19 protein-coding genes are annotated in these 21,795 nt (G+C 71.1%); 11 read left to right on the top strand and 8 right to left on the bottom strand.

Going from position 1 to position 21,795, the window contains the following annotated elements; translation table 11 throughout:
• Positions 1-20 precede the first annotated feature (20 nt).
• Positions 21-1,763, top strand: coding sequence for a pyruvate dehydrogenase (locus tag ABZ904_RS02295; RefSeq protein WP_360990085.1), 1,743 nt, complete (start codon positions 21-23; stop codon positions 1,761-1,763).
• A gap of 97 nt (positions 1,764-1,860) precedes the next feature.
• Here ABZ904_RS02295 and ABZ904_RS02290 read toward each other — a convergent pair whose 3' ends face one another.
• Positions 1,861-2,670 carry a hypothetical protein gene (locus tag ABZ904_RS02290; protein WP_361820652.1) on the bottom strand — a complete coding sequence of 270 codons (810 nt, stop codon included), beginning with the start codon at positions 2,668-2,670 and terminating at the stop codon, positions 1,861-1,863.
• A gap of 516 nt (positions 2,671-3,186) precedes the next feature.
• Here ABZ904_RS02290 and ABZ904_RS02285 point away from each other — a divergent pair.
• Entirely contained in the window at positions 3,187-3,669 is a 483-nt protein-coding gene (locus ABZ904_RS02285) for an ATP-binding protein (protein ID WP_360990091.1), read from the top strand.
• 57 nt (positions 3,670-3,726) lie between these two features.
• On the opposite strand, the gene ABZ904_RS02280 is transcribed toward ABZ904_RS02285, so the two are convergent.
• Both ABZ904_RS02280 and ABZ904_RS02275 read right to left on the bottom strand, forming a co-directional pair.
• The gene (locus ABZ904_RS02280) at positions 3,727-4,770 is read right to left on the bottom strand and encodes a DUF2637 domain-containing protein (RefSeq protein WP_360990093.1); all 1,044 of its coding nucleotides are present in this window, start codon (positions 4,768-4,770) and stop codon (positions 3,727-3,729) included.
• A 308-nt stretch (positions 4,771-5,078) separates the two neighbouring features.
• On the bottom strand, positions 5,079-5,918 hold the full coding sequence (locus ABZ904_RS02275) for a (2Fe-2S)-binding protein (protein WP_361820649.1): 840 nt from the start codon (positions 5,916-5,918) through the stop codon (positions 5,079-5,081).
• A gap of 164 nt (positions 5,919-6,082) precedes the next feature.
• On the opposite strand from ABZ904_RS02275, the gene ABZ904_RS02270 reads away from it, so the two are divergent.
• Both ABZ904_RS02270 and ABZ904_RS02265 read left to right on the top strand, forming a co-directional pair.
• The gene (locus ABZ904_RS02270) at positions 6,083-6,958 is read left to right on the top strand and encodes a GntR family transcriptional regulator (protein ID WP_361820646.1); all 876 of its coding nucleotides are present in this window, start codon (positions 6,083-6,085) and stop codon (positions 6,956-6,958) included.
• A 151-nt stretch (positions 6,959-7,109) separates the two neighbouring features.
• Complete coding sequence (locus ABZ904_RS02265) at positions 7,110-7,340, top strand: hypothetical protein (protein ID WP_360990101.1); 231 nt, start codon at positions 7,110-7,112, stop codon at positions 7,338-7,340.
• Between the two features lie 12 nt (positions 7,341-7,352).
• On the opposite strand, the gene ABZ904_RS02260 is transcribed toward ABZ904_RS02265, so the two are convergent.
• The 3 genes from ABZ904_RS02260 to ABZ904_RS02250 form a co-directional block, all read right to left on the bottom strand.
• Complete coding sequence (locus tag ABZ904_RS02260) at positions 7,353-7,865, bottom strand: DUF2231 domain-containing protein (RefSeq protein ID WP_359407978.1); 513 nt, start codon at positions 7,863-7,865, stop codon at positions 7,353-7,355.
• 136 nt (positions 7,866-8,001) lie between these two features.
• On the bottom strand, positions 8,002-8,790 hold the full coding sequence (locus tag ABZ904_RS02255; RefSeq protein ID WP_359407981.1) for a hypothetical protein: 789 nt from the start codon (positions 8,788-8,790) through the stop codon (positions 8,002-8,004).
• Positions 8,791-8,940: 150 nt separating this feature from the next.
• A complete protein-coding gene (locus ABZ904_RS02250) occupies positions 8,941-10,632 on the bottom strand; it encodes a PucR family transcriptional regulator ligand-binding domain-containing protein (protein ID WP_359407984.1) in 1,692 nt (563 codons plus the stop codon).
• A 331-nt stretch (positions 10,633-10,963) separates the two neighbouring features.
• On the opposite strand from ABZ904_RS02250, the gene ABZ904_RS02245 reads away from it, so the two are divergent.
• The 5 genes from ABZ904_RS02245 (at position 10,964) to ABZ904_RS02225 (ending at position 17,621) form a co-directional block, all read left to right on the top strand.
• Positions 10,964-11,854, top strand: coding sequence for a xanthine dehydrogenase family protein subunit M (locus tag ABZ904_RS02245; protein ID WP_359407987.1), 891 nt, complete (start codon positions 10,964-10,966; stop codon positions 11,852-11,854).
• Positions 11,854-12,426: a (2Fe-2S)-binding protein gene (locus tag ABZ904_RS02240; protein ID WP_360990107.1), complete on the top strand. Its 573-nt coding sequence runs from the start codon at positions 11,854-11,856 to the stop codon at positions 12,424-12,426. The genes ABZ904_RS02245 and ABZ904_RS02240 overlap by 1 nt, the downstream gene beginning before the upstream one ends.
• A gap of 2 nt (positions 12,427-12,428) precedes the next feature.
• On the top strand, positions 12,429-14,807 hold the full coding sequence (locus ABZ904_RS02235) for a molybdopterin cofactor-binding domain-containing protein (RefSeq protein ID WP_361820640.1): 2,379 nt from the start codon (positions 12,429-12,431) through the stop codon (positions 14,805-14,807).
• Positions 14,808-14,965: 158 nt separating this feature from the next.
• A complete protein-coding gene (locus tag ABZ904_RS02230; protein WP_361820637.1) occupies positions 14,966-16,423 on the top strand; it encodes an NCS2 family permease in 1,458 nt (485 codons plus the stop codon).
• 46 nt (positions 16,424-16,469) lie between these two features.
• Positions 16,470-17,621 (top strand): XdhC/CoxI family protein, encoded by a 1,152-nt coding sequence (locus tag ABZ904_RS02225; protein WP_359407998.1) that lies wholly within the window; start codon positions 16,470-16,472, stop codon positions 17,619-17,621.
• A gap of 6 nt (positions 17,622-17,627) precedes the next feature.
• Here the strand turns inward: ABZ904_RS02225 and ABZ904_RS02220 are convergent, their stop codons facing one another.
• Both ABZ904_RS02220 and ABZ904_RS02215 read right to left on the bottom strand, forming a co-directional pair.
• Positions 17,628-18,278, bottom strand: a complete 651-nt coding sequence (locus ABZ904_RS02220) for a methyltransferase domain-containing protein (protein WP_361820634.1) — start codon at positions 18,276-18,278, stop codon at positions 17,628-17,630.
• Between the two features lie 11 nt (positions 18,279-18,289).
• Positions 18,290-18,736, bottom strand: coding sequence for an SRPBCC family protein (locus ABZ904_RS02215; protein ID WP_361820631.1), 447 nt, complete (start codon positions 18,734-18,736; stop codon positions 18,290-18,292).
• A 183-nt stretch (positions 18,737-18,919) separates the two neighbouring features.
• Between ABZ904_RS02215 and ABZ904_RS02210 the strand changes: the two genes are divergently transcribed.
• Positions 18,920-19,930: a DUF2278 family protein gene (locus ABZ904_RS02210; protein ID WP_361820986.1), complete on the top strand. Its 1,011-nt coding sequence runs from the start codon at positions 18,920-18,922 to the stop codon at positions 19,928-19,930.
• A 284-nt stretch (positions 19,931-20,214) separates the two neighbouring features.
• Positions 20,215-21,795: transposase (locus tag ABZ904_RS02205; protein WP_361820628.1), on the top strand; the 1,581-nt coding region annotated here is incomplete at its 3' end.

The following is a 21,795-nucleotide window of genomic DNA, read 5'->3' as shown; positions in this document are numbered from 1 at the left end:
GCGAAGGGGTGCATGCATCCATGGCCAAGCAGAACGTTGCCGACCAGTTCGTCGAGATACTCGCCCGCGCCGGGGTCAAACGCCTGTACGGAGTCGTCGGCGACAGCCTCAATCCGATCGTGGACGCCGTCCGTCGCAACGCCGCCATCGACTGGGTGCATGTACGCCACGAGGAGACCGCCGCCTTCGCGGCCGGCGCCGAGGCACAGATAACCGGCAAGCTGACCGCCTGCGCGGGCTCCTGCGGCCCCGGCAACCTCCACCTCATCAACGGCCTCTACGACGCCCACCGTTCCATGGCCCCGGTGCTGGCCCTCGCCTCGCACATACCCTCCAGCGAGATAGGCCTCGGCTACTTCCAGGAGACGCACCCGGACCGGTTGTTCCAGGAGTGCTCCCACTACTGCGAGCTGATATCCAATCCGAAGCAGATGCCCCGGCTGCTGCAGACGGCGATCCAGAACGCGATCGGCCGTAGCGGCGTCAGCGTGGTGGCGCTCCCCGGCGACATCGCCGACCAGCCCGCCCCCGACAAGCCCGCCGAGACCGCCCTTGTCACCTCCCGGCCCAGCGTCCGCCCGGGTGACCACGAGATCGACGAACTCGTTCGGATGATCGACCAGGCGGAGCGGGTCACCCTCTTCTGCGGCAGCGGCACCGCGGGCGCGCACGCCGAGGTCATGGAGCTCGCCGGGAAGATCAAGTCCCCGGTGGGGCACGCCCTGCGGGGCAAGGAGTGGATCCAGTACGACAACCCGTACGACGTGGGCATGAGCGGCCTTCTGGGCTACGGCGCCGCGTACGAGGCCACCCACGAGTGCGACCTGCTGATCCTGCTGGGCACCGACTTCCCGTACAACGCCTTCCTGCCGGACGACGTGGCCATCGCCCAGATCGACGTACGCCCGGAGAATCTGGGCCGCCGCTCCAAGCTGGACCTGGCGGTGTGGGGCGATGTGAAGGAGACCCTGCGGTGCCTGACCCCGCGGGTGACGGCGAAGCAGAACCGGCGCTTCCTCGACAAGATGCTGAAGAAGCACGCGGATGCGCTGGAAGGCGTGGTCAAGGCGTACACCCGAAAGGTGGAGAAGCACATTCCGATCCATCCGGAGTACGTGGCCTCGGTACTCGACGAGATCGCCGATCCGGACGCCGTCTTCACGGTCGACACGGGGATGTGCAACGTCTGGGCCGCCCGTTACATCTCTCCGAACGGCCGTCGGCGTGTCATCGGCTCGTTCTCCCACGGCTCGATGGCGAACGCGCTGCCGATGGCGATCGGCGCGCAGTTCACGGACCGCGGGCGGCAGATCGTGTCGATGTCGGGCGACGGCGGCTTCTCCATGCTGATGGGCGACTTTCTGACCCTGGTCCAGTACGACCTGCCGGTGAAAGTCGTGCTGTTCAACAACTCCTCGCTGGGCATGGTCGAACTGGAGATGATGGTGGCCGGGCTGCCCGCGTACGGCACTTCCGCGAAGAACCCCGACTTCGCCGCCGTGGCCCGCGCGTGCGGGGCGTACGGCATCCGGGTGGACAAGCCCAAGCAGCTCGCGAGCGCCCTCAAGGACGCCTTCCGGCACAAGGGTCCCGCGCTCGTCGACGTCGTCACCGATCCGAACGCCCTGTCCATCCCGCCCAGGATCAGCAGGGAGATGGTCACGGGCTTCGCGCTCTCGGCCTCGAAGATCGTGCTGGACGGCGGGGTCGGTCGCATGGTCCAGCTGGCCCGTTCGAACCTGCGCAACGTGCCCCGGCCGTAGCCGGCGGACACGTCGCGCGCAGACCGGAACCCCGGCCCGATTCCGGCGGGCCGGGGTTCTCGTTCTCTACCTTCAGAGGGACCTTCGGCCCCCAGGATCACCTGCCTCCGCTGCTGCCTCCGTAGTTGTTGTTGTTGTTGTTGCCTTCGTTGCCCTTCCCGCTCTGGCCGCCGCCGCCGCCCCCGCCGCCGCCGCTGTGCTCCTCGCGCTCCTCCACGAAGCGCTCCACGTGGCGCTTGATCACTCGGAAGCTGGCCACCACGCCGTGCTTGACCTTCACACCGCCCTTAGTGTGGCGGGGGAACAGCCCGTTCGAAGAGCTGTGCGGGCCGACGGTGGCGAGGGGGGCACCGTTGTCGCAGGTGGCGCCGTTGAAGACCTCGACGGTGTTCCTGCTCTCGTTGCGGACGTTGATGGTCTTGGCGCCGAGGCCACTGACCACGGTGATGCAGCCGTCGGGCACGCCGGCGAACTCGCGCTCGTTGACCGAAATCCGGCCGAACCGGAAGCCGTCGTCGTCGTTGCGGCCGCAGCGGCCGCCGCGGCCGCCGTTGTCGCCGTTGTTGTCGTTGTCGTCGAAGTTGCCTTCGCCCTCGTCGTCCTCGCAACGGGTGACCTTGCGGAAGCTGCTGCCCCCGCCGCCGCCGCCCCCGCCGCCGCCGCCGAAGTTGTCGTTGTTGTTGTTGTTGTTGTTGTTGTTGTTGCCGTAGCTGTTGTTGTTGTTGCCGCTGCCGCCGTTACTGCCGTCCGGCGCGGAGGCCGGGGCTGCGGCCGGGGCTGCGGCGGCGTGCTGCGCCAGCGGAGCCGCCTGCGGCTCGGATGCCGCGGAGGCGTACGTGATTCCCGTGGCCACCAGGGCCGCGGCGGCCGCGGCTGCGGCCGTTACAGCGGTGGAACGCGTTGCCATGTCACTTCTCCTGTCTCTGACACATCGGCTGCGCGCCGATGCGAGATTGAACCTACTAACGATCTCTTTATCCGTCATGTCGGACATGCCGACAATATGAAGAAAGACACGTTCGGAGCAATCCAGGTGCTGACGGCCTGTCACCCCGGCCTACGTGCCCTGTCTACATGTCGACCTGAGCGGGAGCGACCGCAGGCACCGTACGGCCGTATCGGCAGCCCGCAGTCGGCCGAAGGGCCCAGCGGCAGCGGTCTCGTGGCCCGCGCCGCACCGGTCGCGAACGGGCGCACGGGTGTGCGTTTCTGAGGAGCCGGGCGTGTCGTGCGACGGGCCCGGTCCGTACGGGTGACCGGGAGCCGGACCGAGGGCGCGCAGGGCGCACTCGCGCCTGGCTCATATGACCCAGTGCGTACGGTAGTTGACGATTCGGCATGACTGACCACCCGCCGGTGGGGCATGGATCCCCGTGGACGTGTTCGAGCAGGGGGATCCGGCATCCACGTACGGGCGGGGGTCATGGAGAGGCGAGCGCGACGCGGCGGTCCCGTGGTGATCGGGTCGCCGTCGGTGAAACAGGCGAAGGAAGCGTCCGACACGACGACGGACCGGTCAGGGGGCCCGCAGCTGAGGCGCCGTCTGGGACGGGCCGACTTACGGGCGGTACCCGAGGCGCGCAGGGCGCTGCGGGAACTGCTGACGCACTGGGGAAGGCCGGGAGGAGCCGAGATAGCCGAGCTGCTCACCAGTGAGCTGGTCACCAACGCGCTCATCCACACCGACCGCGACGCGGTCCTGACGGCCACCGTGTCGCCGTGCGGACTCCGCGTGGAGGTAAGGGACTTCGTGGGGCGCAAGCCGAGGCCACGGGTGCCGGAGGCCGGCGAGGACACGCACGGCCGGGGCCTGATCCTCGTTCAGTCCCTGGCGGACGCGTGGGGCGTACGGGCGCACGGTGTGGGAAAGGCCGTCTGGTTCGAGCTGGACGCGGAGGCCGCCTGACGCACTGAAGGGGGCGCGGCAGCGTGCCGCGCCCCCTTCCAGTGATGGCGTCCGGACTCAGCCGAACTGCTGCTCGAGGTCCTTGAGCTTGCGCTCCAGGGAGTCGAGGCGGGGCAGAGCCATGGTGTCGTCCTCGGCCGTGAGGTCGACAGTGATCGGGTCAGCCGAGGGCTTCCGGACGGGCTGGAGCGAGGGGCGGGTGCGCGTGGGCAGTTCTCCCGCGGCTATGGCGGGCTCCGCGGGGACGGGAGCGCTCGCGCGTTCGACGGTCGGCATCTCGACCTGACGTCCGCCGTTTCCGCCGGTCAGCGAGCGGTGACCGCGGCTGAGCGCCTTGAGCTGCACACGCTCGACGCGCTGCTGCTCGCGCCGCAGCGCCTTGTTGTGCTCCTTCTGGCGCTGGTCCTCGCGGACCTCCTCGACCGCCTCGTCCAGGGTGCGCACACCCTCCAGAAGCATCAGCGACCAGGCCTTGTACGTCTCGCGCGGGGCCCGCAGCCAGCGGACGATGCGGATCTGCGGCAGCGGACGCGGCACCAGGCCCTGCTCCCGCAGAGCGGCGCGACGAGTCTGCTTGAGCGCCCGGTCGAAGAGCACGGCGGCCGACAGCGACATGCCGGCGAAGAACTGCGGGGCGCCCGCGTGGTCGACGCCCCTCGGCGCGTGCACCCAGTTGAACCAGGCGGAAGCGGCCGCGAACGTCCACACGAGGATCCGGGAGCCGAGCGCCGCGTCACCGTGGCTGGCCTCGCGCACCGCGAGCACGGAGCAGAACATGGCCGCCCCGTCCAGGCCGAACGGGACCAGGTACTCCCAGCCGCCGGTGAGGCCGAGGTTCTGCTGGCCGAAGCCGACCAGGCCGTGGAAGGAGAGCGCAGCGGCGACGGCCGCGCAGCAGAAGAGCAGTGCATAGGAGGCCGTGGCGTAGATGGCCTCCTTGCGCCTGCGGCGCTCCTCGGCGCGCTCCCATGAGTCGTCCGCGCTCGCGTTCTCCCCGGAGGAGCGCTTTCCGCGCGCGAGCATCGCCACCGCTGCCACCGCGCCCAGGAGCAACACGGTGCCCGGAAGCAGCCAGTTCAGCGATATCTCGGTCAGTCTCATCTGGGTCCCTTGCATTGGGATAGGGCGTAACGCCCGCCATAGTGGCCCAATCCCGCCGGCCCTCAGGGGGTTTCGGGGCAAGAGGCCGCCATGGCATCGCAAGGGGTTGCCCAGGGCGGCGTTCTGCTCGAACTGCCGCTTGAGGGGCGGGAGTTGAGTTCGATTAAGCCTACCCGTGACGGCGGTGCCGCGGAAAGTTCCTGCGACAGGTGAGGAAGTTGTGAAACACCTGAGATCCGTGCGAGGCCACACTCGGGACGGATCTTACGGCACGCGGCGTAGGGCCGGACGTCAGGCCTGAGGAGACGTCAAGCCGCAGCGGCACCACTGAGCTTGGCGACGCGGTCGGCGTCGCAGGTGCGCGGGCAGGTCGCGCAGGTGTCCTCGGGGCGCAGCGTGTAGAACATGCAGCAGGTCACCCGGTCCCGGGTGGACAGCGAATCGCCGTTCGATCCGGTGAGTTCGCGGAACGCGGCCGAGCCGGCGAACGGCTTCGTCCGGCCCGGCAGCAGCAGCTCCAGCTCGTGCCTCGCCCGCCGCTCCTCGCCGAGCAGCCCGGCCACGTACCAGAGCCCTTCGACCACCTCGTCCGTGGCCATGCCCCACTGGGCGCGCCCGCGCCGTCGCATGCGCGGTCCGAACCCGGCGAGCACGGGATCCAGGTGCTCGGCCACGGCCGTCCGCACCTCGGCGCGCAGCGCCTCCTCGTCCGCCACGACGAGGGCACCGGGCAGGGCCGCCGCCGGATCGTCCGGCAGGCAGGCGAACGCTCCGGTGCGTACCGCCAGGCGCCCGAGGGTGCGCTGGAACACGACGTGCTCCACCGGGAAGCGCGGCACCCGGCGGCGCAGGAACCACGGCACCGTGATCAGCAGACAGGCCGGCCACGCGTAGCGGTGCAGGCCGAAGCTCGCCACGACGTCCGGTCGGGCCCGCTGCCCGTAATCGCGCAGCACCTGCTCCTCGTCCCACGCGAGGAACGCGTCCAGAGCGGCCCCGCCCGCCGCGAGCCCGGCGGCCGACACCCAGCCGTCGCCTTCCGGTGCGGCCTCGCCCGGACCCAGTTCCGTGACGGTCAGCCCAGGGAACACCTCGGTGAGCCGGGCGTACGCGTCCGCCACGACGGACGGGGGCGGGGAGAGGGGCATGAAGGGACCGCCGTTTCACACGCTCTGATAGGTAAGCCTTACCTTATCGAATGTGAGTGGTGTGTGAACCGGAGCGTAAGGTGCCTATGGTGCTTTCCGAGCGGTAACCGCCCCGTGCACGTTCCGCGCACCGTCCAGCACCGCCACGACCGGAGGAGGAGCCCGTGGAGCAGGCACGTTCCCGCCGTGCGCAGGGCTCCGCCGAGTCGTCGGCCGAGAGCGACGGTGCGCCGGTCTGCCGGGTTCCGGCGCAGCTCGGGGCCGGGGACGGAGCCCGCGAGCGGAGCGCCGCCCCGGGCTTCGCGCGCGGTGAGCACACGCACAGCGAGACCCCGATCCCGGGACCTCGCGTGGACGAGCGGACGCAGCGCGGCGAGCCGTCCGCGGCGGGGCAGGGGGCGCAGGACGGGCGTCCCGTCGTGCAGCGTGCCTCGGTGCGACGGCAGATCGTCGACGCCCTGCGCACCGCGCTCGTCGCGGGGGAGCTGGCGCCCGGCGAGGTCTACTCGGCGCCCGCGCTCGGCGAGCGTTTCGGGGTGTCGGCGACCCCGGTGCGCGAGGCGATGCAGCAACTCGCCCTGGAGGGCGCTGTCGAGGTCGTACCCAACCGCGGCTTCCGCGTCGTCGTGCGCGGCGCCCGGGAACTCGCCGAGCTCGCCGAGATCCGTGCGCTGGTCGAGGTCCCGGTGATCCTGCGGCTCGCCCGCACGGTCCCCGCCGAAAGCTGGGCGGAGCTGCGACCGCTCGCCGACGCGACCGTACGGGCCGCGTCGTCCGGGGGCCGGGTGACGTACGCAGAAGCCGACCGTGCCTTCCACCGTGCGGTGCTCGCCCTCGCGGGCAACGAGCAACTGGCGCGGATCGCGGAGGACCTGCACCGCCGTGCCCAGTGGCCGCTCGTCCAGGGCTCCGCCCCGCGGAGCCGCGCGGAGCTGATCGCCGACGCGGCCGAGCACGCGGCCCTGCTGGACGCACTGGCCGGGCAGGACCTGGCAGCGGTCCAGGCCCTGGTGAGCAAGCACTTCGACGGGGCGTCCTGACTCCTGGGCGGCGCGTGGTGCCTGCTGTTGGCCGTCCCCGCGTCACGGCGGTGTCCCCGGTCGGCGACGGCAGGCCCTGCGGGGAACTGTGCCGGCGGTCCCCGGCGTGCTGCCCGGTGAGGGACGACCGTCCCACGGGGAGTGGACGACGATGGTGTCCGATCCGCTGCAACACGCCCGGCACCGAGGCAGGCCGGGCATCGGGCGTGCCGAGGGGTACCGGGGCGAGGCCCGCGGGCGCCCGGCCGGACAGCCGGGGCGACCGGGGGTGGGCGGTGTCGGCGTGCTGCTGGCCTACGTCCTCTTCGTCGCCGTCGTGGTTCTCGTCGTCCACGACGGCGAATTCCGCGGCGCCCTCCGGACGTTCGTCAGGAGTCTGTGAGCGGGCCTGCCGTCACTGCCGGGCGCCCGTGGCGGTCTTCGAGTAGGCGTCGTGCCAGGCGGCCTTGGCGCCCGAGTCGCCGATGCGGTAGACGTCGACGACGGCGCCGACCGCGACCGCGACGGACAGCACGGCTATGGCGATCCGGACCAGGCCGCCGCCCCGCGTCCCGGACGGGGTGGGGGCGCCGGTACGGGCCGCGGCCGTCCGGCGGGTCGTCCACCACACGAGTCCGGCCAGGACGAACAGACCCACGGCCCACGGCAACAGCCCGTCGCCGAGTTCGGCGTGGCGGCTGACCAGCGGGTCGCCGTCGACGTGCCGCTCCAGCCACTCGCCCGCCTGTGTCGTCAGCGGCACGGACGCCAGGGCGACGAGCGCCAGCAGAGGCAGGACCGGACCCAGCCGCAGCGCCGCCTTCGGCCACACGGCGGCGACCACGAGTGCCAGCGCGCTCAGCGGGATCAGTACGACGACGAAGTGGACGAACAGGACATGCGCGGGCAAGCCGTTGACGAGGCTCATCGGGTGCTCCTCCAGGAGGCGGTCGCGGGGCGGGGGCACACGGCCGAGTCCGTGTCCGCCGGACGGCGCGCCAGCCTGGCACAGGAGTCTCTCAGGTTCCTCTGAGCTCAGGCGTGACCCGGAGGCGGCCCATCCCTCACGGAGCGGCGGGATCCGCCGCCGGTTCCACCGACGCCAGCTGCCGCGCCAGCCAGGTCGGTACGCCGCCCAGCAAGCGGAACAGCCGGGCCGCCTCGGCCCGTAGCCGGGAGGCCTCCGGTTCGGTCTCCGTGTCCGCGAGCGAGGCCAGCGCCGGCGCCGTGCCGACGAGGTAGCCCAGCTCCTCGCGGATCCGCAGCGACTCGGCGAAGCCGTGCCGGGCCTCCGCCAGCTCGCCGTCGCGCAGGGCCAGTCCGGCCAGATGGCGCCAGGTGAAGGAGAGCAGCAGCGTGTCGCCGTACGCGGAGGCGCTCGCGTGGGCCCGGCGGTAGGCGGCGTGAGCCGCCTGCGGGGAGAGGGCGAGGTTCTCGGCGATCAGCCCGCGCCGGAAGTCCAGCAGCGCCCGGCCCGCGGCGCCCGGCGGGATCAGCGCGGCGGCCCGGCCGAGCGCCGCCCGTGCCTCGTCGGCCCGGTCGCGCACGCCGTGCAGCGTGGCGGCGTACGCCAGTTGACCGCGCTCACAGGCGGCGGCGCCCCGCTCGTCGTCGCTGTGGGCCTGCGCCTCGGCCGTGCGCAGCGCGTCCTCGGCCTCCTCCCAGCCCTGCTCCGTGTACAGGCACCGTTCGACGAGCAAGGACGCCCGCTGCAGCGAGGCCGCGGCCGTCTGCCCTCTCAGCAGGGCTGCCGCGTCGGCCCAGCAGGCGCGCGAGCGCAGCCGCCATACCGCGGTCTGGAGTGGATCGTCGCCAGCGGTCGTTCCCGTACCAGACATGGCGGTATGCGCCACGTTGCCCTCCCCGAGCGCGCCATCGAGCTGTTGAGTGGTGGCGGCATTCCAGCACCAATCTCGGCGCTGGGCCAAGGGGGCGGGTGAAGGATTTCACAAAGTCGTGGGACAGCGGCGGCTGCGTCGCGACCCCTCCGACGGTGCATCGCCTCAGCTCATACGCAGGGCGAGGAAGAAGTCGAGCTTGTCTTCGAGGCGCGAAAGGTCACGACCCGTCAACTGCTCGATACGCCCGACCCGGTAGCGCAGCGTGTTGACGTGCAGGTGCAGCCGGGTCGCGCAGCGGGTCCAGGAGCCGTCGCAGTCGAGGAACGCCTCCAGGGTCGGGATCAGCTCCGCGCGGTGCCTGCGGTCGTAGTCGCGCAGCGGGTCGAGGAGACGGGCCGTGAAGGCGCGGCGCACGTCGTCGGGGACGAACGGCAGCAGCAGCACGTGCGAGGCCAGTTCCTGGTGGCCGGCCGCACAGACCCGGCCCGTGCGGGCGGCGGCGACCCGGCGCGCGTGCCGTGCCTCCTCCAGCGCGCCCCGCAGCCCCTCGGCCGAATGCACGGCCGCGCTGACGCCCAGCGTGATACGTCCGTCGTCGTCGAGCCCCGCGGACAGCGGTTCCCGTACGGCCTCCAGGAGGGCGTCGGCGACGATGCCGGGCTCGGGACCGTCGTGCTCGGAGGAGACCGCGGGGAGCGGAACGAGCGCGATCGCCTCGTCACCGCTATGCGCCACGGCGATGCGGTCGGAGTGCTCCGGTCCCGTCGACAGGGGGTCGACCAGGATCTCTTCCAGCAGCGACTGGGCGACCGGGCCGCCCTCCACGGAGCCGCCGTCCCACTCGACCCGGGCCACGACCACCTGCCAGTGCGGCGCCGCCCCGAGGCCGGGCAGCAGCACGGGCGCGGCGACCCGCAGCCGGGCCGCGATCTCGGCGGGCGCCGCTCCCGTCTGCACGAGTTCCAGCACCTCCTGCGCGAGCCGCCGTCGCACCGTACGGGCCGCGTCCCGCCGGTCCCGCTCGACCGCGATCAGCTGGGTGACGCCACGGAGCAGGTCCACCCGCTCCTCGGGCCAGTCCCCGGCGTCCGCCTCGACGGCGAGCAGCCAGTCGGAGAGCACCGTCTCGCGCACGTCCCGTGCGGCACCGTCGCTCCGGTCCTCCGCGTCCGGCGCGGGGCGGTGCCCCCAGTTGCGGATCGGGAAGAGCGAGTACGTCGTCGCACCCACCGTCGCCCGATGAGGGACGCGCCGGCCGGCGCGGGTGGCCGCCAGGTGCTCGGCTGCCAGTGCCGCGCGCACATCCGGCGTGAGCCCCGGTTCCGGGCCCGCGATCCGCCGGCCGGTGGGGGAGAGCACCCACGCGCGCAGATCGAGGTCGGAGCCGAGCAGGTCGAGGACGACCTCCGGGCCGCCGCCGGCCGGCCCCGAGGTCATCATCCGCCGGTGCCGGTCCACCACGGCCGCCAGATCCCCGGCCCGCTCGCCGGAGACCTGCCGCACGACGTGTTCGGTGATGGTGGCGAACGCCACCGACTCATGGACGGCGAACAGCGGCAGCCGGTGGCGGGCGCAGGCCACGACCAGATCATCCGGGATGTCCCCGAGTTCCGCCTCGCCCGCGGCGAGCGCGGCGACTCCCGCGGCTGCGAGAATACGGACGAAGGGCTCTGAGTCAGCGGCGTCGTGCCGCCACGCCAGGCCTGTGAGGACCAGTTCGCCGCCGGAGAGATAGCGGCTGGGGTCCTTGAGATCCGTGGTCATCACCCCGCGCACGGCGCGGTCCAGCTCATCCTCGCCGCCGAGCAGCCGCAGCCCCAGCGCGTCGGTGTTCAGCAGTGCGCGCAGCCGCATGTCTCGTCGCCGCCGTCCTTGTCGGGAAATCCACGTTCGGTCGGCCACGGTCGTGGCCTGGGGTTTCGGAAGCAGGGCTCGCGATTCCCTCTGGCCGGGCGCCGTGTTTCCAGAGGAAAGCGGAGATGTTACTGATCGCCTCCGTTCATATGAATCTACAAGATGTGCGCCCTGGCCAGCCAACTCCTTCATGGTTTCGGTGACTGACACCGCTGTGGACGGAGCGGTGTACTGACATCACCCCGCGTGAACAGGACATGAACGAGCCCGGCCCGCCGCATCGGAGATGGCTCGACACCTACGCCCCACGAGACGAAGAAGAGAGCCGGTCATGGACTTCCTTCGCCCCGCAAGCTGGGAGGAGGCGCTCGCCGCCAAGGCGGAGCACCCCACCGCTGTGCCGATTGCGGGTGGCACCGATGTGATGGTCGAGATCAACTTCGACCACCGGCGCCCCGAGTACCTCATGGACCTCAACCGCATCGGCGAACTCACCCAGTGGGAGGTCGGCGAGGACAGCGTGCGGCTCGGGGCCTCGGTCCCGTACACCGCGATCATCGATAACCTGCGGACCGAACTGCCGGGCCTGGCCCTCGCCTCCCACACGGTCGCCTCACCGCAGATCCGCAACCGCGGCGGCGTCGGCGGCAACCTCGGCACCGCCTCCCCGGCCGGCGACGCCCACCCCGCCCTCCTCGCGGCCGGCGCCGAGGTCGAGGCCGAGTCGGTGCGCGGCACCCGGCGCATCCCGATCGACGAGTTCTACACCGGTGTGAAGCGCAACGCGCTGGCGCCCGACGAACTGATCCGCGCCGTCCACATCAAGAAGGCCGACGGCCCGCAGCAGTTCGCGAAGGTCGGCACCCGCAACGCGATGGTGATCGCGGTGTGCGCCTTCGGCCTCGCCCTGCATCCCGGGACCCGCACGGTCCGCACCGGCATCGGCTCGGCGGCTCCCACTCCGATCCGGGCCGAGACGGCTGAGGAGTTCCTGAACGCGGCGCTCGAAGAGGGCGGTTTCTGGGACAACGGGAAGATCATCACCCCGTCGGTGGCCAAGCAGTTCGCGGACCTGTGCTCCGCCGCCTGCAACCCGATCGACGACGTCCGGGGCACCGCGAGCTACCGTCGCCACGCGGTCGGCGTGATGGCCCGCCGCACGCTGACCTGGACCTGGGAGTCGTACCGCGGCACCGCCCGCACCTCGGAGGGAGCTGCGTAATGCGCGTCAACTTCACTGTCAACGGACGTCCGCAGGAAGCCGACGACGTCTGGGAGGGCGAGAGCCTGCTCTACGTCCTGCGCGAGCGGCTCGGCCTCCCGGGTTCCAAGAACGCCTGCGAGCAAGGGGAGTGCGGGTCCTGCACGGTCCGCCTGGACGGTGTGCCGGTGTGCTCCTGTCTGGTCGCCGCGGGTCAGGTGGAGGGCCGTGAGGTCGTCACGGTCGAGGGGCTGGCGGAGTACGCCGAGCAGCGGTCCCGCGGGACCGGCACCTGCGGAACGTCCCTGGACGAGGCCAAGCACTGGCAGGCCAAGGGGACCGACTCCCACACCGGGGAGGGAATCGGACTCTCCCCGATCCAGCAGGCGTTCATCGACGCGGGTGCGGTCCAGTGCGGCTTCTGCACCCCGGGTCTGCTGGTCGCCGCCGACGAGATGCTGGAGCGCAACCCCAACCCGACCGACGCGGACATCCGCGAGGCGCTCTCGGGCAACCTGTGCCGCTGCACCGGCTACGAGAAGATCATGGACGCGGTCCGCCTGGCGGCCGCCCGGCAGTCCGAGGGGGTCTGAGCATGACCAACGGTGCTCCCACCAAGATCACGCAGGGCTCCCGGACCAAGGGCGGCATCGGCGAGTCCACGCTCCGTCCCGACGGCATCCTCAAGGTCACCGGGGAGTTCGCGTACTCCTCCGACATGTGGCACGAGGACATGCTGTGGGGCCAGATCCTGCGCTCCACGGTCGCGCACGCCGAGATCGTCTCGATCGACACGAGCGAGGCCCTCGCCACACCCGGCGTGTACGCCGTCATGACGTACGACGATCTGCCCACCGAGGTGAGGAACTACGGCCTGGAGATCCAGGACACCCCGGTCCTCGCCCGCGGCAAGGTCCGCCACCACGGTGAACCGGTCGCGATCGTGGCCGCCGACCACCCGGAGACCGCGCGCCGCGCCGCCGCCAAGATCAAGGTCGAGTACCGCGAACTCCCGGTCATCACCGACGAGGCGTCCGCGACCGCCCCGGACGCGGTCCTGGTCCACGAGAACCGCACCGACCACCACATCGGCCACGTCCCGCACCCGAACATCGTCCACCGGCAGCCGATCGTCCGGGGCGACGTGATCGCGGCCGCGCGGCGGGCCGACGTCATCGTCCGGGGCGAGTACCACTTCGGCATGCAGGACCAGGCCTTCCTCGGGCCCGAGTCCGGGCTGGCGGTCCCCGCGGAGGACGGCGGAGTCGACCTGTACATCGCCACCCAGTGGCTCCACTCCGACCTGCGCCAGATCGCGCCCGTCCTCGGACTGCCGCCGGAGAAGGTGCGGATGACGCTGTCCGGCGTGGGCGGCGCGTTCGGTGGACGCGAGGACCTGTCGATGCAGATCCACGCCTGTCTGCTGGCGCTGCGCACCGCCAAGCCGGTCAAGATCGTCTACAACCGCTTCGAGTCCTTCTTCGGCCACGTCCACCGCCACCCCGCGAAGCTGTACTACGAGCACGGCGCCACCCGTGAGGGGAAGCTCACCCACGTCAAGTGCCGGATCGTGCTCGACGGCGGCGCCTACGCCTCCGCGTCCCCGGCGGTCGTCGGCAACGCCTCCTCGCTGGGCATCGGGCCGTACGTCGTGGACGATGTCGACATCGAGGCCATCGCCCTCTACACCAACAACCCGCCCTGTGGCGCCATGCGCGGCTTCGGCGCGGTGCAGGCGTGTTTCGCCTACGAGGCGCAGATGGACAAGGTGGCGAAGGAACTCGGCCTGGACCCGGTGGAGTTCCGGCAGCTCAACGCCATGGAGCAGGGCACCCTCATGCCGACCGGGCAGCCGGTCGACTCCCCGGCTCCGGTCGCCGAACTCCTGCGCCGCGTCAAGGCGATGCCGATGCCGCCGGAGCGCCAGTGGGAGAGCTCCGAGGGCGTGGACGTACGGCAGTTGCCCGGCGGCCTGTCCAACACCACCCACGGCGAAGGCGTCGTACGGGGGGTCGGCTACGCGGTCGGCATCAAGAACGTGGGCTTCTCCGAGGGCTTCGACGACTACTCCACCGCCAAGGTGCGTCTGGAGGTCGTCGCGGGCGAGCCCGTGGCGACCGTGCACACGGCCATGGCGGAGGTCGGCCAGGGCGGAGTCACCGTCCACGCCCAGATCGCCCGGACCGAGCTGGGCATCAGCCGCGTGACGATCCAGCCGGCGGACACCCAGGTCGGATCGGCGGGTTCGACGTCCGCCTCCCGTCAGACGTACGTCACCGGCGGCGCCGTGAAGAACGCGTGCGAGCTCGTACGCGAGCGGGTTCTGGAGCTGGGCCGCCGCAAGTTCGGCTCGTACCACCCCGCCTGGGCCACGGCCGAACTGCTGCTGGAGGGCGGCAAGGTGGTCACCGACGCCGGCGAGGTACTCGCCGATCTGGTGGATGTCCTCGGCGACGAGGTGGTCGAACTCGAACGCGAGTGGCGGCACCGTCCGACCGAGCCCTTCGACCTGCGCACCGGCCAGGGCAACGGCCACGTCCAGTACTCCTTCGCCGCACACCGCGCCGTGGTCGAGGTCGACACCGAGCTGGGCCTGGTCAAGGTCATCGAACTGGCCTGCGCCCAGGACGTCGGCAAGGCGCTCAACCCGCTGTCCGTCCTCGGCCAGATCCAGGGCGGTACGACCCAGGGCCTGGGCATCGCGGTCATGGAGGAGATCGTCGTCGACCCCAGGACCGCGAAGGTCAAGAACCCCTCCTTCACGGACTATCTGATCCCCACCATCCTCGACACGCCGACCATGCCGGTCGACGTGCTCGAACTCGCCGACGAGCACGCCCCGTACGGGCTGCGCGGTGTCGGCGAGGCACCCACCCTGTCCTCGACTCCGGCCGTGCTCGCGGCGATCCGTGACGCGACGGGCCTGGAGCTGAACAGGACGCCGGTACGGCCCGAGCACCTCACGGGCAGGTGACCCCTGCGGTGCTGCGCAGGTGAAATGCACCTGGGGGACCGCGTCCCCCAGGCCCCCGATGTTCGTCTCGGGCCGTCCCCCGGGTCGTGCACATCCCAAATTCCGTGCCCGTCAGGGCGGTTGCACGGGAGTCCCTATGAACCTTGGGAGATGGCACCATGACCCAGCAGTCAGTGGAGCCCAGGACCACCGCCGAGGACGCGGGCGCGGGAACCCGCGTTCCGGCCGGCCGGTCCTGGCTCGACCGGTACTTCCACATATCCCGGCGGGGATCCACGCTCGCGCGTGAAGTGCGCGGCGGCGTCACCACCTTCATGGCGATGGCGTACATCCTGCTGCTCAACCCCCTGATCCTGTCCGGCAAGGACGTGGCCGGGGACACGCTCGGCCCGCAGGCGGTGATCACCGCGACCGCGTTCGCCGCGGCCGTCACGACGCTGCTGATGGGTTTCGTCGGCAAGGTGCCGCTCGCGCTCGCCGCAGGCCTGTCCGTCTCCGGTGTCATCTCCTCCCAGGTCGCCCCGCAGATGACCTGGCCGCAGACGATGGGCATGTGCGTGATCTACGGCGCGGTCATCATGCTCCTGGTCGTCACCGGCCTACGCGAGATGATCATGGACGCGATCCCGGCGGCGCTCAAGCACGGGATCACCATGGGCATCGGCCTGTTCATCGCCCTCATCGGCTTCTACAAGTCCGGCTTCGTGCACCAGGGCAAGGCGACCCCGGTCACCCTCGGCCCCGCGGGCGAGCTCGCCGGGTGGCCGGTCCTGCTCTTCGCCGGCACCCTGCTGCTGATCTTCATGCTGCAGGTCCGCAACGTCCCCGGCGCCATTCTGATCGGCATCGTCAGCGGCACCGTCGTCGCCGCTGTCCTGAACACCGCGGACGTCGTGAAGGCCGGCGCCTGGGCGAGCGGCGCCCCCGAACTGCACGGCAGCGCCGTGTCGATGCCGGACTTCTCGCTCTTCGGGCATGTCGCGTTCGGCGGCTGGGGCAAGGTCGGCGCGATGACCGTCGGCGTGATCGTCTTCACGCTGGTGCTCGCCGGGTTCTTCGACGCGATGGCCACCATCATCGGCGTCGGCACCGAAGCGGGACTCGCCGACGACAAGGGCCGGATGCCGGGCCTGTCCAAGGCGCTGTTCATCGACGGCGCGGGCGGCGCGATCGGTGGTGTGGCGGGCGGCTCCGGCCAGACCGTCTTCATCGAGTCCGCCACCGGTGTCGGCGAGGGCGCCCGCACGGGACTCGCCTCCGTCGTCACCGGACTGTTCTTCGCGGCCTGCCTGTTCTTCACCCCGCTCACCGCGATCGTGCCCCAGGAGGTCGCCTCGGCCGCCCTGGTGGTCATCGGCGCGATGATGCTGATGAACGCCCGCCATGTGGACTGGTCAGACCGCGCCACCGCGATCCCGGTCTTCCTGACCGTGGTCCTGATGCCGTTCACCTACACGATCACCACGGGGGTCGCGGCGGGCGTCGTATCGTACGTCGCCATCAAGTCGGCCCAGGGCAAGGCGCGGGAGATCGGCGTCTTCATGTGGGGTCTGGCGGCCGTCTTCCTGATCTACTTCGCCCTCGACCCGATCGAGAGCTGGCTGGGCGTCCACTAGGCCCGCCGAGCCCTCCGCACGCCGACGCCGCTAAGGAGACCGAGAGATGCTGGACATCGCCGACGAGCTGCACCGGTGGGTCGGTCAGGGACGTGACTTCGCCGTCGCCACGGTGGTGGCCGTCGGCGGCAGCGCGCCCCGCCACGTGGGCGCCGCCCTCGCGGTGGACGTCGACGGCACGGCGATCGGCTCGGTCTCCGGCGGCTGTGTGGAGGGCGCGGTCTACGACCTGTGCCGGCAGGCGCTCGAGGACGGGGAGACCGTGCTGGAGCGCTTCGGGTACAGCGACGAGGACGCCTTCGCCGTCGGTCTGACCTGCGGTGGCGTCATCGACATCCTCGTCGCTCCCAGCCGGGCTGCCGACGGCGCCCGCCCGGTGCTGGCGTCCGCGCTCGCCGCCGCGGCCTCCGGCTCGGCCGCGGCCCTGGCCCGGATCGTGACCGGACCGGCCGAACTGCTCGGCAGGGCCCTCCTCGTACGTCCCGACGGCACCTACGAGGGCGGCTTCGGCGCCCACCCCGAACTCGACCGTACGGTGGCGGCCGAGGCGGGCGCCCTGCTGGACGCGGGCCGCACCGGCACCCTGGAGATCGGGGAGCAGGGCTCGCGCTGCGGGGCACCGCTCACGGCCCTGGTCGAGTCGTCCGTCCCGGCACCGCGGATGATCGTGTTCGGTGCGATCGACTTCGCCTCCGCGCTGGTCCGGGTCGGAAAGTTCCTCGGCTTCCATGTCACGGTGTGCGACGCGCGCCCGGTGTTCGCCACACCCGCTCGCTTCCCCGAGGCCGACGAGATCGTCGTCGAGTGGCCGCACCGGTACCTGGAGCGCACGGACGTCGACGGCCGCACGGTGCTGTGCGTCCTGACCCATGACGCCAAGTTCGACATACCGCTGCTGAAGCTGGCGCTCGGGCTCCCGGTCGCGTACGTCGGCGCCATGGGATCGCGCCGCACCCATCTGGACCGCAACGAGCGCCTGCGCGAGGCCGGTGTCACCGACCTGGAACTGGCGCGCCTGAGGTCCCCGATCGGCCTCGACCTCGGCGCCCGGACGCCGGAGGAGACCGCCCTGTCCATCGCGGCGGAGATCGTCGCGAGCCGGCGCGGCGGAACCGGTGTTTCGCTGGCGGGGGCGCACACGCCGATCCACCACGACGCGGCACCGGTCACGGCGCGGCGGATCGGGTCGGTGGCCTGACCGGGGCTACTGGGCCCTGCGCGCCAGCAGATACGCCTGCGCAGTCGCCTCGTGCTTCTCGTCGGCGGCCCTCACCAGCCGGGCGACCTCGACGAAGCCCGCACTCCCGAGCAGTTCGGAGATCTGCTCGGGCGGGAAGCGGTAGACGTCCAGGGACAGATCATGGCCGTAGGCGTGGTCGAGGTGCACGTATCCGTCACCGACCTTGAAGGTCATCAGGAGGTGTCCGCCGGGAGCGAGGACACGATGGAACTCCGCGAAGAACACGGGGAGTTCACCGGGCGGGGTGTGGACGGTCGAGTACCAGGCGACGGCTCCCGCCAGCGACCCGTCCTCGAGGTCGAGGCCCGTCATCGAACCGACGTCGAAGCGCAGCGCCGGGTACGCCCTCCGGGCCACGGCCACCATCCCCGGTGACAGATCGACACCGAACACATCGAGGCCGAGCTTGTCCAGATGGGTCGTCACCCGTCCGGGCCCGCAGCCGAGATCCCCGACGAGCCCGCCTCCGCTCTCCAGCACGCGCTCCGCGAACACGCCCAGCATGGCCCGGTCGAAGGGCATGTTCGCGAGCTGGTCCCTGAGCAACCGGTCGTAGTCCACGGCCACCGTGTCGTACGAGGCCCTGGTCGTCTGAAGGTGCGTGGTCTCGGTCATGGACGAGGACTCTAGACGCCGCCGCCGACAGCCGGGCCCCGTATCAGCAACCCGTCCACCGCGCGCCCGAACATCCACCGGGCCGCCCAGCCGACCTGGCGGTCGAAGAGCGCCGGCAGCAGGCGCACCGCCAGGTCCTCCCGCCACACCACAAGCGAGTGCCCTTCGCCGTGCGGATGCACCTCGATCTCCGCCCAGCCGGTCACGAGGCCGCCCCGTTTCTCCAGCCGGCACAGCGCCGGCGGTCGCCACACGGTGACCTCCATCGGGTCCTCGAAGGCGAGCGGGCCGATGCCGGTCCGGGCCACGAACACGGTGCCCACACCCGTCGGCGGTGGAGTGGGCACCGTGACGCGGGTCAGCGGTACGACGTCCCCGTGACGCGGCCAGTCCGTGAGACGGAGCCAGGCCTGCTCGACGGGGAGGGGGGTGAGGCGTTCGAGAAGGAAGAGGGCCACCGGGGGATCGTAGGCAGCGGACCCGTTCTTCCCCGATCAGCCACGCACGGTGAGACCCTGACCAGCCACGCACAGACGGACGGAGTGTGAATTCCCGGTAGGAGGGGTGACAAAGGGCGCAGTCTCATTAGCATGCCCAGCGCGGGCGGGCGACGCGCCTGCCCCCAGGGGGAGTTGGTCACCATGCCGTTGAAGGCCTATGGCGTACTGATCGGACGTGCCGTCGACACCCGCCGCGAGGGAGCGGCCGACACACCGCATTACCAGATCCAACTGACGGACGATCACGGCACGCACTACCGCGCGTCCGTCAACGTGAAGTCCCAGGAGAAGCCCTCCGATCTGCTCTACCTCGTCAGCGAGGACTTCCGGCATCCGGTCACCGCCCGCCTCGAGGGGCTCGCGGACGGCTGGAACACCCTGCCGCCGGGCCCCGGCGGGCCCAACCTCGACTTCATCCGCGGCAACCTCTTCGACCACGCGCTGATGCGTGCGCTTCCGCCCGAGGTGTCGGGCCCCGACAACGACCTCGCGGACCTGCTCGACCACTATGTGCGCCGCGCGGTCGACGACGCCTCCGCCCGGCTCTACGTCTTCGGTGAGCGCTGGGGTCCCGAGACGAACGTCCCCGACAAGGTCTTCGGCTTCCTGCCCGGCAACGGCGTTCACGACGTCCATATGAACCAGGGCAACAGTTCGCGCTTCGCCCGGGACGACGGCGTCTGGCAGGACGGCGGTCTGCTGATCCACTTCCCCGCGCAGTCCCGCTGGGTCGGCGTCTTCCTGGCCTTCCAGAGCCAGCAGTGGCACACGGACGATGTCACCGGGCATGTCCTCGTGCCGGCGGGCGGGACGGTCCCCGAACCCGGCGGCGGCTCCGTGCGGATCGTCGCGGCCCTGGTCAACCCGGTGGGGCCCGACCCCGAGCCGGAGAACGTCACCCTCATCAACGTCTCGCCGGGCCCCGTCGACCTCGCGGGCTGGCGCCTCGTGGACCGCCTCGGCCACGCCTGCCCGTTGCCCCCGGGCGCCCTGGCGGCCGGCGCCTGTCTGACCGTCGCCCTCGCGGGCGGCGCCCAACTGGGCAACCACGGCGGTGAGATCACTCTGCTCGACGCCGAGGGCCTCAAGGTGCACGGTGTCTCGTACACCGCGGCACAAGCGGCACGTGAGGGGTGGACGGTGGTGTTCTGAGCGAAGCCGGGCCGGGGCCGGTGGACCGTGCCTTGTAGTTTCAGCATTCATTGCCGCACGGGCCAAGCTGCGGACAGGTCCTGGATGTTGCGACGTCAACAAGGAGGGAGGCATCGGTGAACGTCGAGCCGCGTGATGTCGTGCCTGCCTCCGATGCTCCTTCGCGCCGGTTCCGAGGGAAGAACAAAGGGAAACGGTGGACGCGCGGCGAGGACGTCGAGCTTGCCGTGATCCGCCTCCCACTGGATGTTCACGACCCTTGTGCCCGGCATCGGGTCGAGCAGATGTACTGGGCCGTGTGGTCCGTCAAGCGTGCGCTGCAGCGCGATGCCCGGGATGCGGTCGAGGCGTACTGGGCCGGTGACGTCCGCCGTGAAACGGACGCGAAAGCGTGGCGTCTGGAACTGGGCCTGTCCCGGGAGGGGATGGAGCGGCGCGCGTACCGGCACATGGAGAAGTCGAAGCATCTGGGCCATCACGTCACCAAAGCTCTGGTGATGCATCAGGCCGACGAGGTCTTTGAGACATCCGTGAGCCGGCATCTGTTCCCGGATGCTTCCGGCCGTCGGCACGGCAGGCCGAAGGTCGGCCGGTGGTGGGAGTACACCCGCATCCCCGGCCGCGCCCGGTCGCACACCACCGCCCGGAAATGGGAGACGTTCCGCCTGCACGGCACACTCGCCGGGCACGTGGCCGCCTACCGGCACCGCGGCCTCGGCCGTTCGGTGACCACCCCGGAGCAGGCCGCAGCCCTCCCGCCAGGGGCAAAGGTGCTCGAGCAACCGCGCCACCTGCCCACACCGGCTCGGCCGTCGAGGCGTGTGCCGACGGGTGAGGCCACGGCGAAGGGCAAACCGAAGACGCGGGCCGCGACGTGGTGGGATCACACGGGCCCCCTGGCCGTCGTGTTCACCGGCGGCACCGACAGCAGTCGCGGCGACTTGGTCCTGCCCGTCCGGCTGCCGTCGGGTTCTGGCCGGTGGCCACGCCTCGTGCACTTCCTGGACAACCCGGAAACGTGGCACAAGATCGACCTCGTGCGGCGTCGGGACGCGTCCGCACCGGGAGGATGGGCATACGAGGCCCACCTGATGGTCCTGGCCGGCGGCTACACGTCCTCCGCGACGCGGGCCCGGCGTGCAGCGGCGGCCGTGCTCGAACGTGTCGGCGGGGTCGACGGCAACGTCTCCAACCTCTCCGTCGTCTCGTTCCCGGCCACGTTCGACCCGTCTCATGGTGATGTTGAGGCGACCCGGGTGGATCTCTCTGACGACGAGCTCGCCGTCCTGGCGAAAGCCCGCCAGAAGGAACGCGGCCGCAACAGGGCGCTCGACCGCTCCCGCAGGGCCTCCAACCCTACCCAGTACGGGCCGTCGAAACGGCAGCAGACCCGGGCCGAGCGGCGCGCGGCCGCCGACCTTCCGGCGCGGACCGTCCAGGTCCCCCGCGGCGCCCGAACAGCGAACAAGGCCGGCGTGCCTCAACAGGCGTACCGGCGCGACACGCTGTCGGCCGGTTACCGCCTCAACCGTGCCCGGCTCGCCGAAGCAGCGGCGACCTGGGCCGCGGCGAGAGACCACCGCGCCAGGCGCATCGCCGAACGCATCATCACCCGCCACGGCGCCAACCTCGTCGTCGAGGACTGCGACATCCGCACCTGGTACCGCCAGTGGGGAAAAGCCCTCCAAGCCACCACACCAGGCAGACTCATCACCGCCATAGCCCGAGAGTGCGAGAAGACCGGCGGTCGGATGCTGCGGGCCTCCACCCTCACCACAAAGTCGTCCCAGACCTGCTTCTGTGGAGAACGCATCGCCAAAACCCTCTCCGAGCGCATCCACACCTGCACCTCGTGCGGGCTGGTC

Origin of the sequence: Streptomyces sp. NPDC046900, assembly GCF_040644975.1 — a bacterium.
GTDB lineage: Bacteria > Actinomycetota > Actinomycetes > Streptomycetales > Streptomycetaceae > Streptomyces.
This window is presented reverse-complemented; position numbering and strand designations above follow the sequence as displayed.

Coding starts and splice junctions, on each gene's coding strand:
- ABZ904_RS02295 (WP_360990085.1), top strand. CDS start 21: ATGGCCAAGCAGAACGTTGCCGACCAGTTCGTCGAGATACTCGCCCGC.
- ABZ904_RS02290 (WP_361820652.1), bottom strand. CDS start 2,670: ATGGCAACGCGTTCCACCGCTGTAACGGCCGCAGCCGCGGCCGCCGCG.
- ABZ904_RS02285 (WP_360990091.1), top strand. CDS start 3,187: ATGGAGAGGCGAGCGCGACGCGGCGGTCCCGTGGTGATCGGGTCGCCG.
- ABZ904_RS02280 (WP_360990093.1), bottom strand. CDS start 4,770: ATGAGACTGACCGAGATATCGCTGAACTGGCTGCTTCCGGGCACCGTG.
- ABZ904_RS02275 (WP_361820649.1), bottom strand. CDS start 5,918: ATGCCCCTCTCCCCGCCCCCGTCCGTCGTGGCGGACGCGTACGCCCGG.
- ABZ904_RS02265 (WP_360990101.1), top strand. CDS start 7,110: ATGGTGTCCGATCCGCTGCAACACGCCCGGCACCGAGGCAGGCCGGGC.
- ABZ904_RS02260 (WP_359407978.1), bottom strand. CDS start 7,865: ATGAGCCTCGTCAACGGCTTGCCCGCGCATGTCCTGTTCGTCCACTTC.
- ABZ904_RS02250 (WP_359407984.1), bottom strand. CDS start 10,632: ATGCGGCTGCGCGCACTGCTGAACACCGACGCGCTGGGGCTGCGGCTG.
- ABZ904_RS02245 (WP_359407987.1), top strand. CDS start 10,964: ATGGACTTCCTTCGCCCCGCAAGCTGGGAGGAGGCGCTCGCCGCCAAG.
- ABZ904_RS02240 (WP_360990107.1), top strand. CDS start 11,854: ATGCGCGTCAACTTCACTGTCAACGGACGTCCGCAGGAAGCCGACGAC.
- ABZ904_RS02235 (WP_361820640.1), top strand. CDS start 12,429: ATGACCAACGGTGCTCCCACCAAGATCACGCAGGGCTCCCGGACCAAG.
- ABZ904_RS02230 (WP_361820637.1), top strand. CDS start 14,966: ATGACCCAGCAGTCAGTGGAGCCCAGGACCACCGCCGAGGACGCGGGC.
- ABZ904_RS02225 (WP_359407998.1), top strand. CDS start 16,470: ATGCTGGACATCGCCGACGAGCTGCACCGGTGGGTCGGTCAGGGACGT.
- ABZ904_RS02220 (WP_361820634.1), bottom strand. CDS start 18,278: ATGACCGAGACCACGCACCTTCAGACGACCAGGGCCTCGTACGACACG.
- ABZ904_RS02210 (WP_361820986.1), top strand. CDS start 18,920: ATGCCGTTGAAGGCCTATGGCGTACTGATCGGACGTGCCGTCGACACC.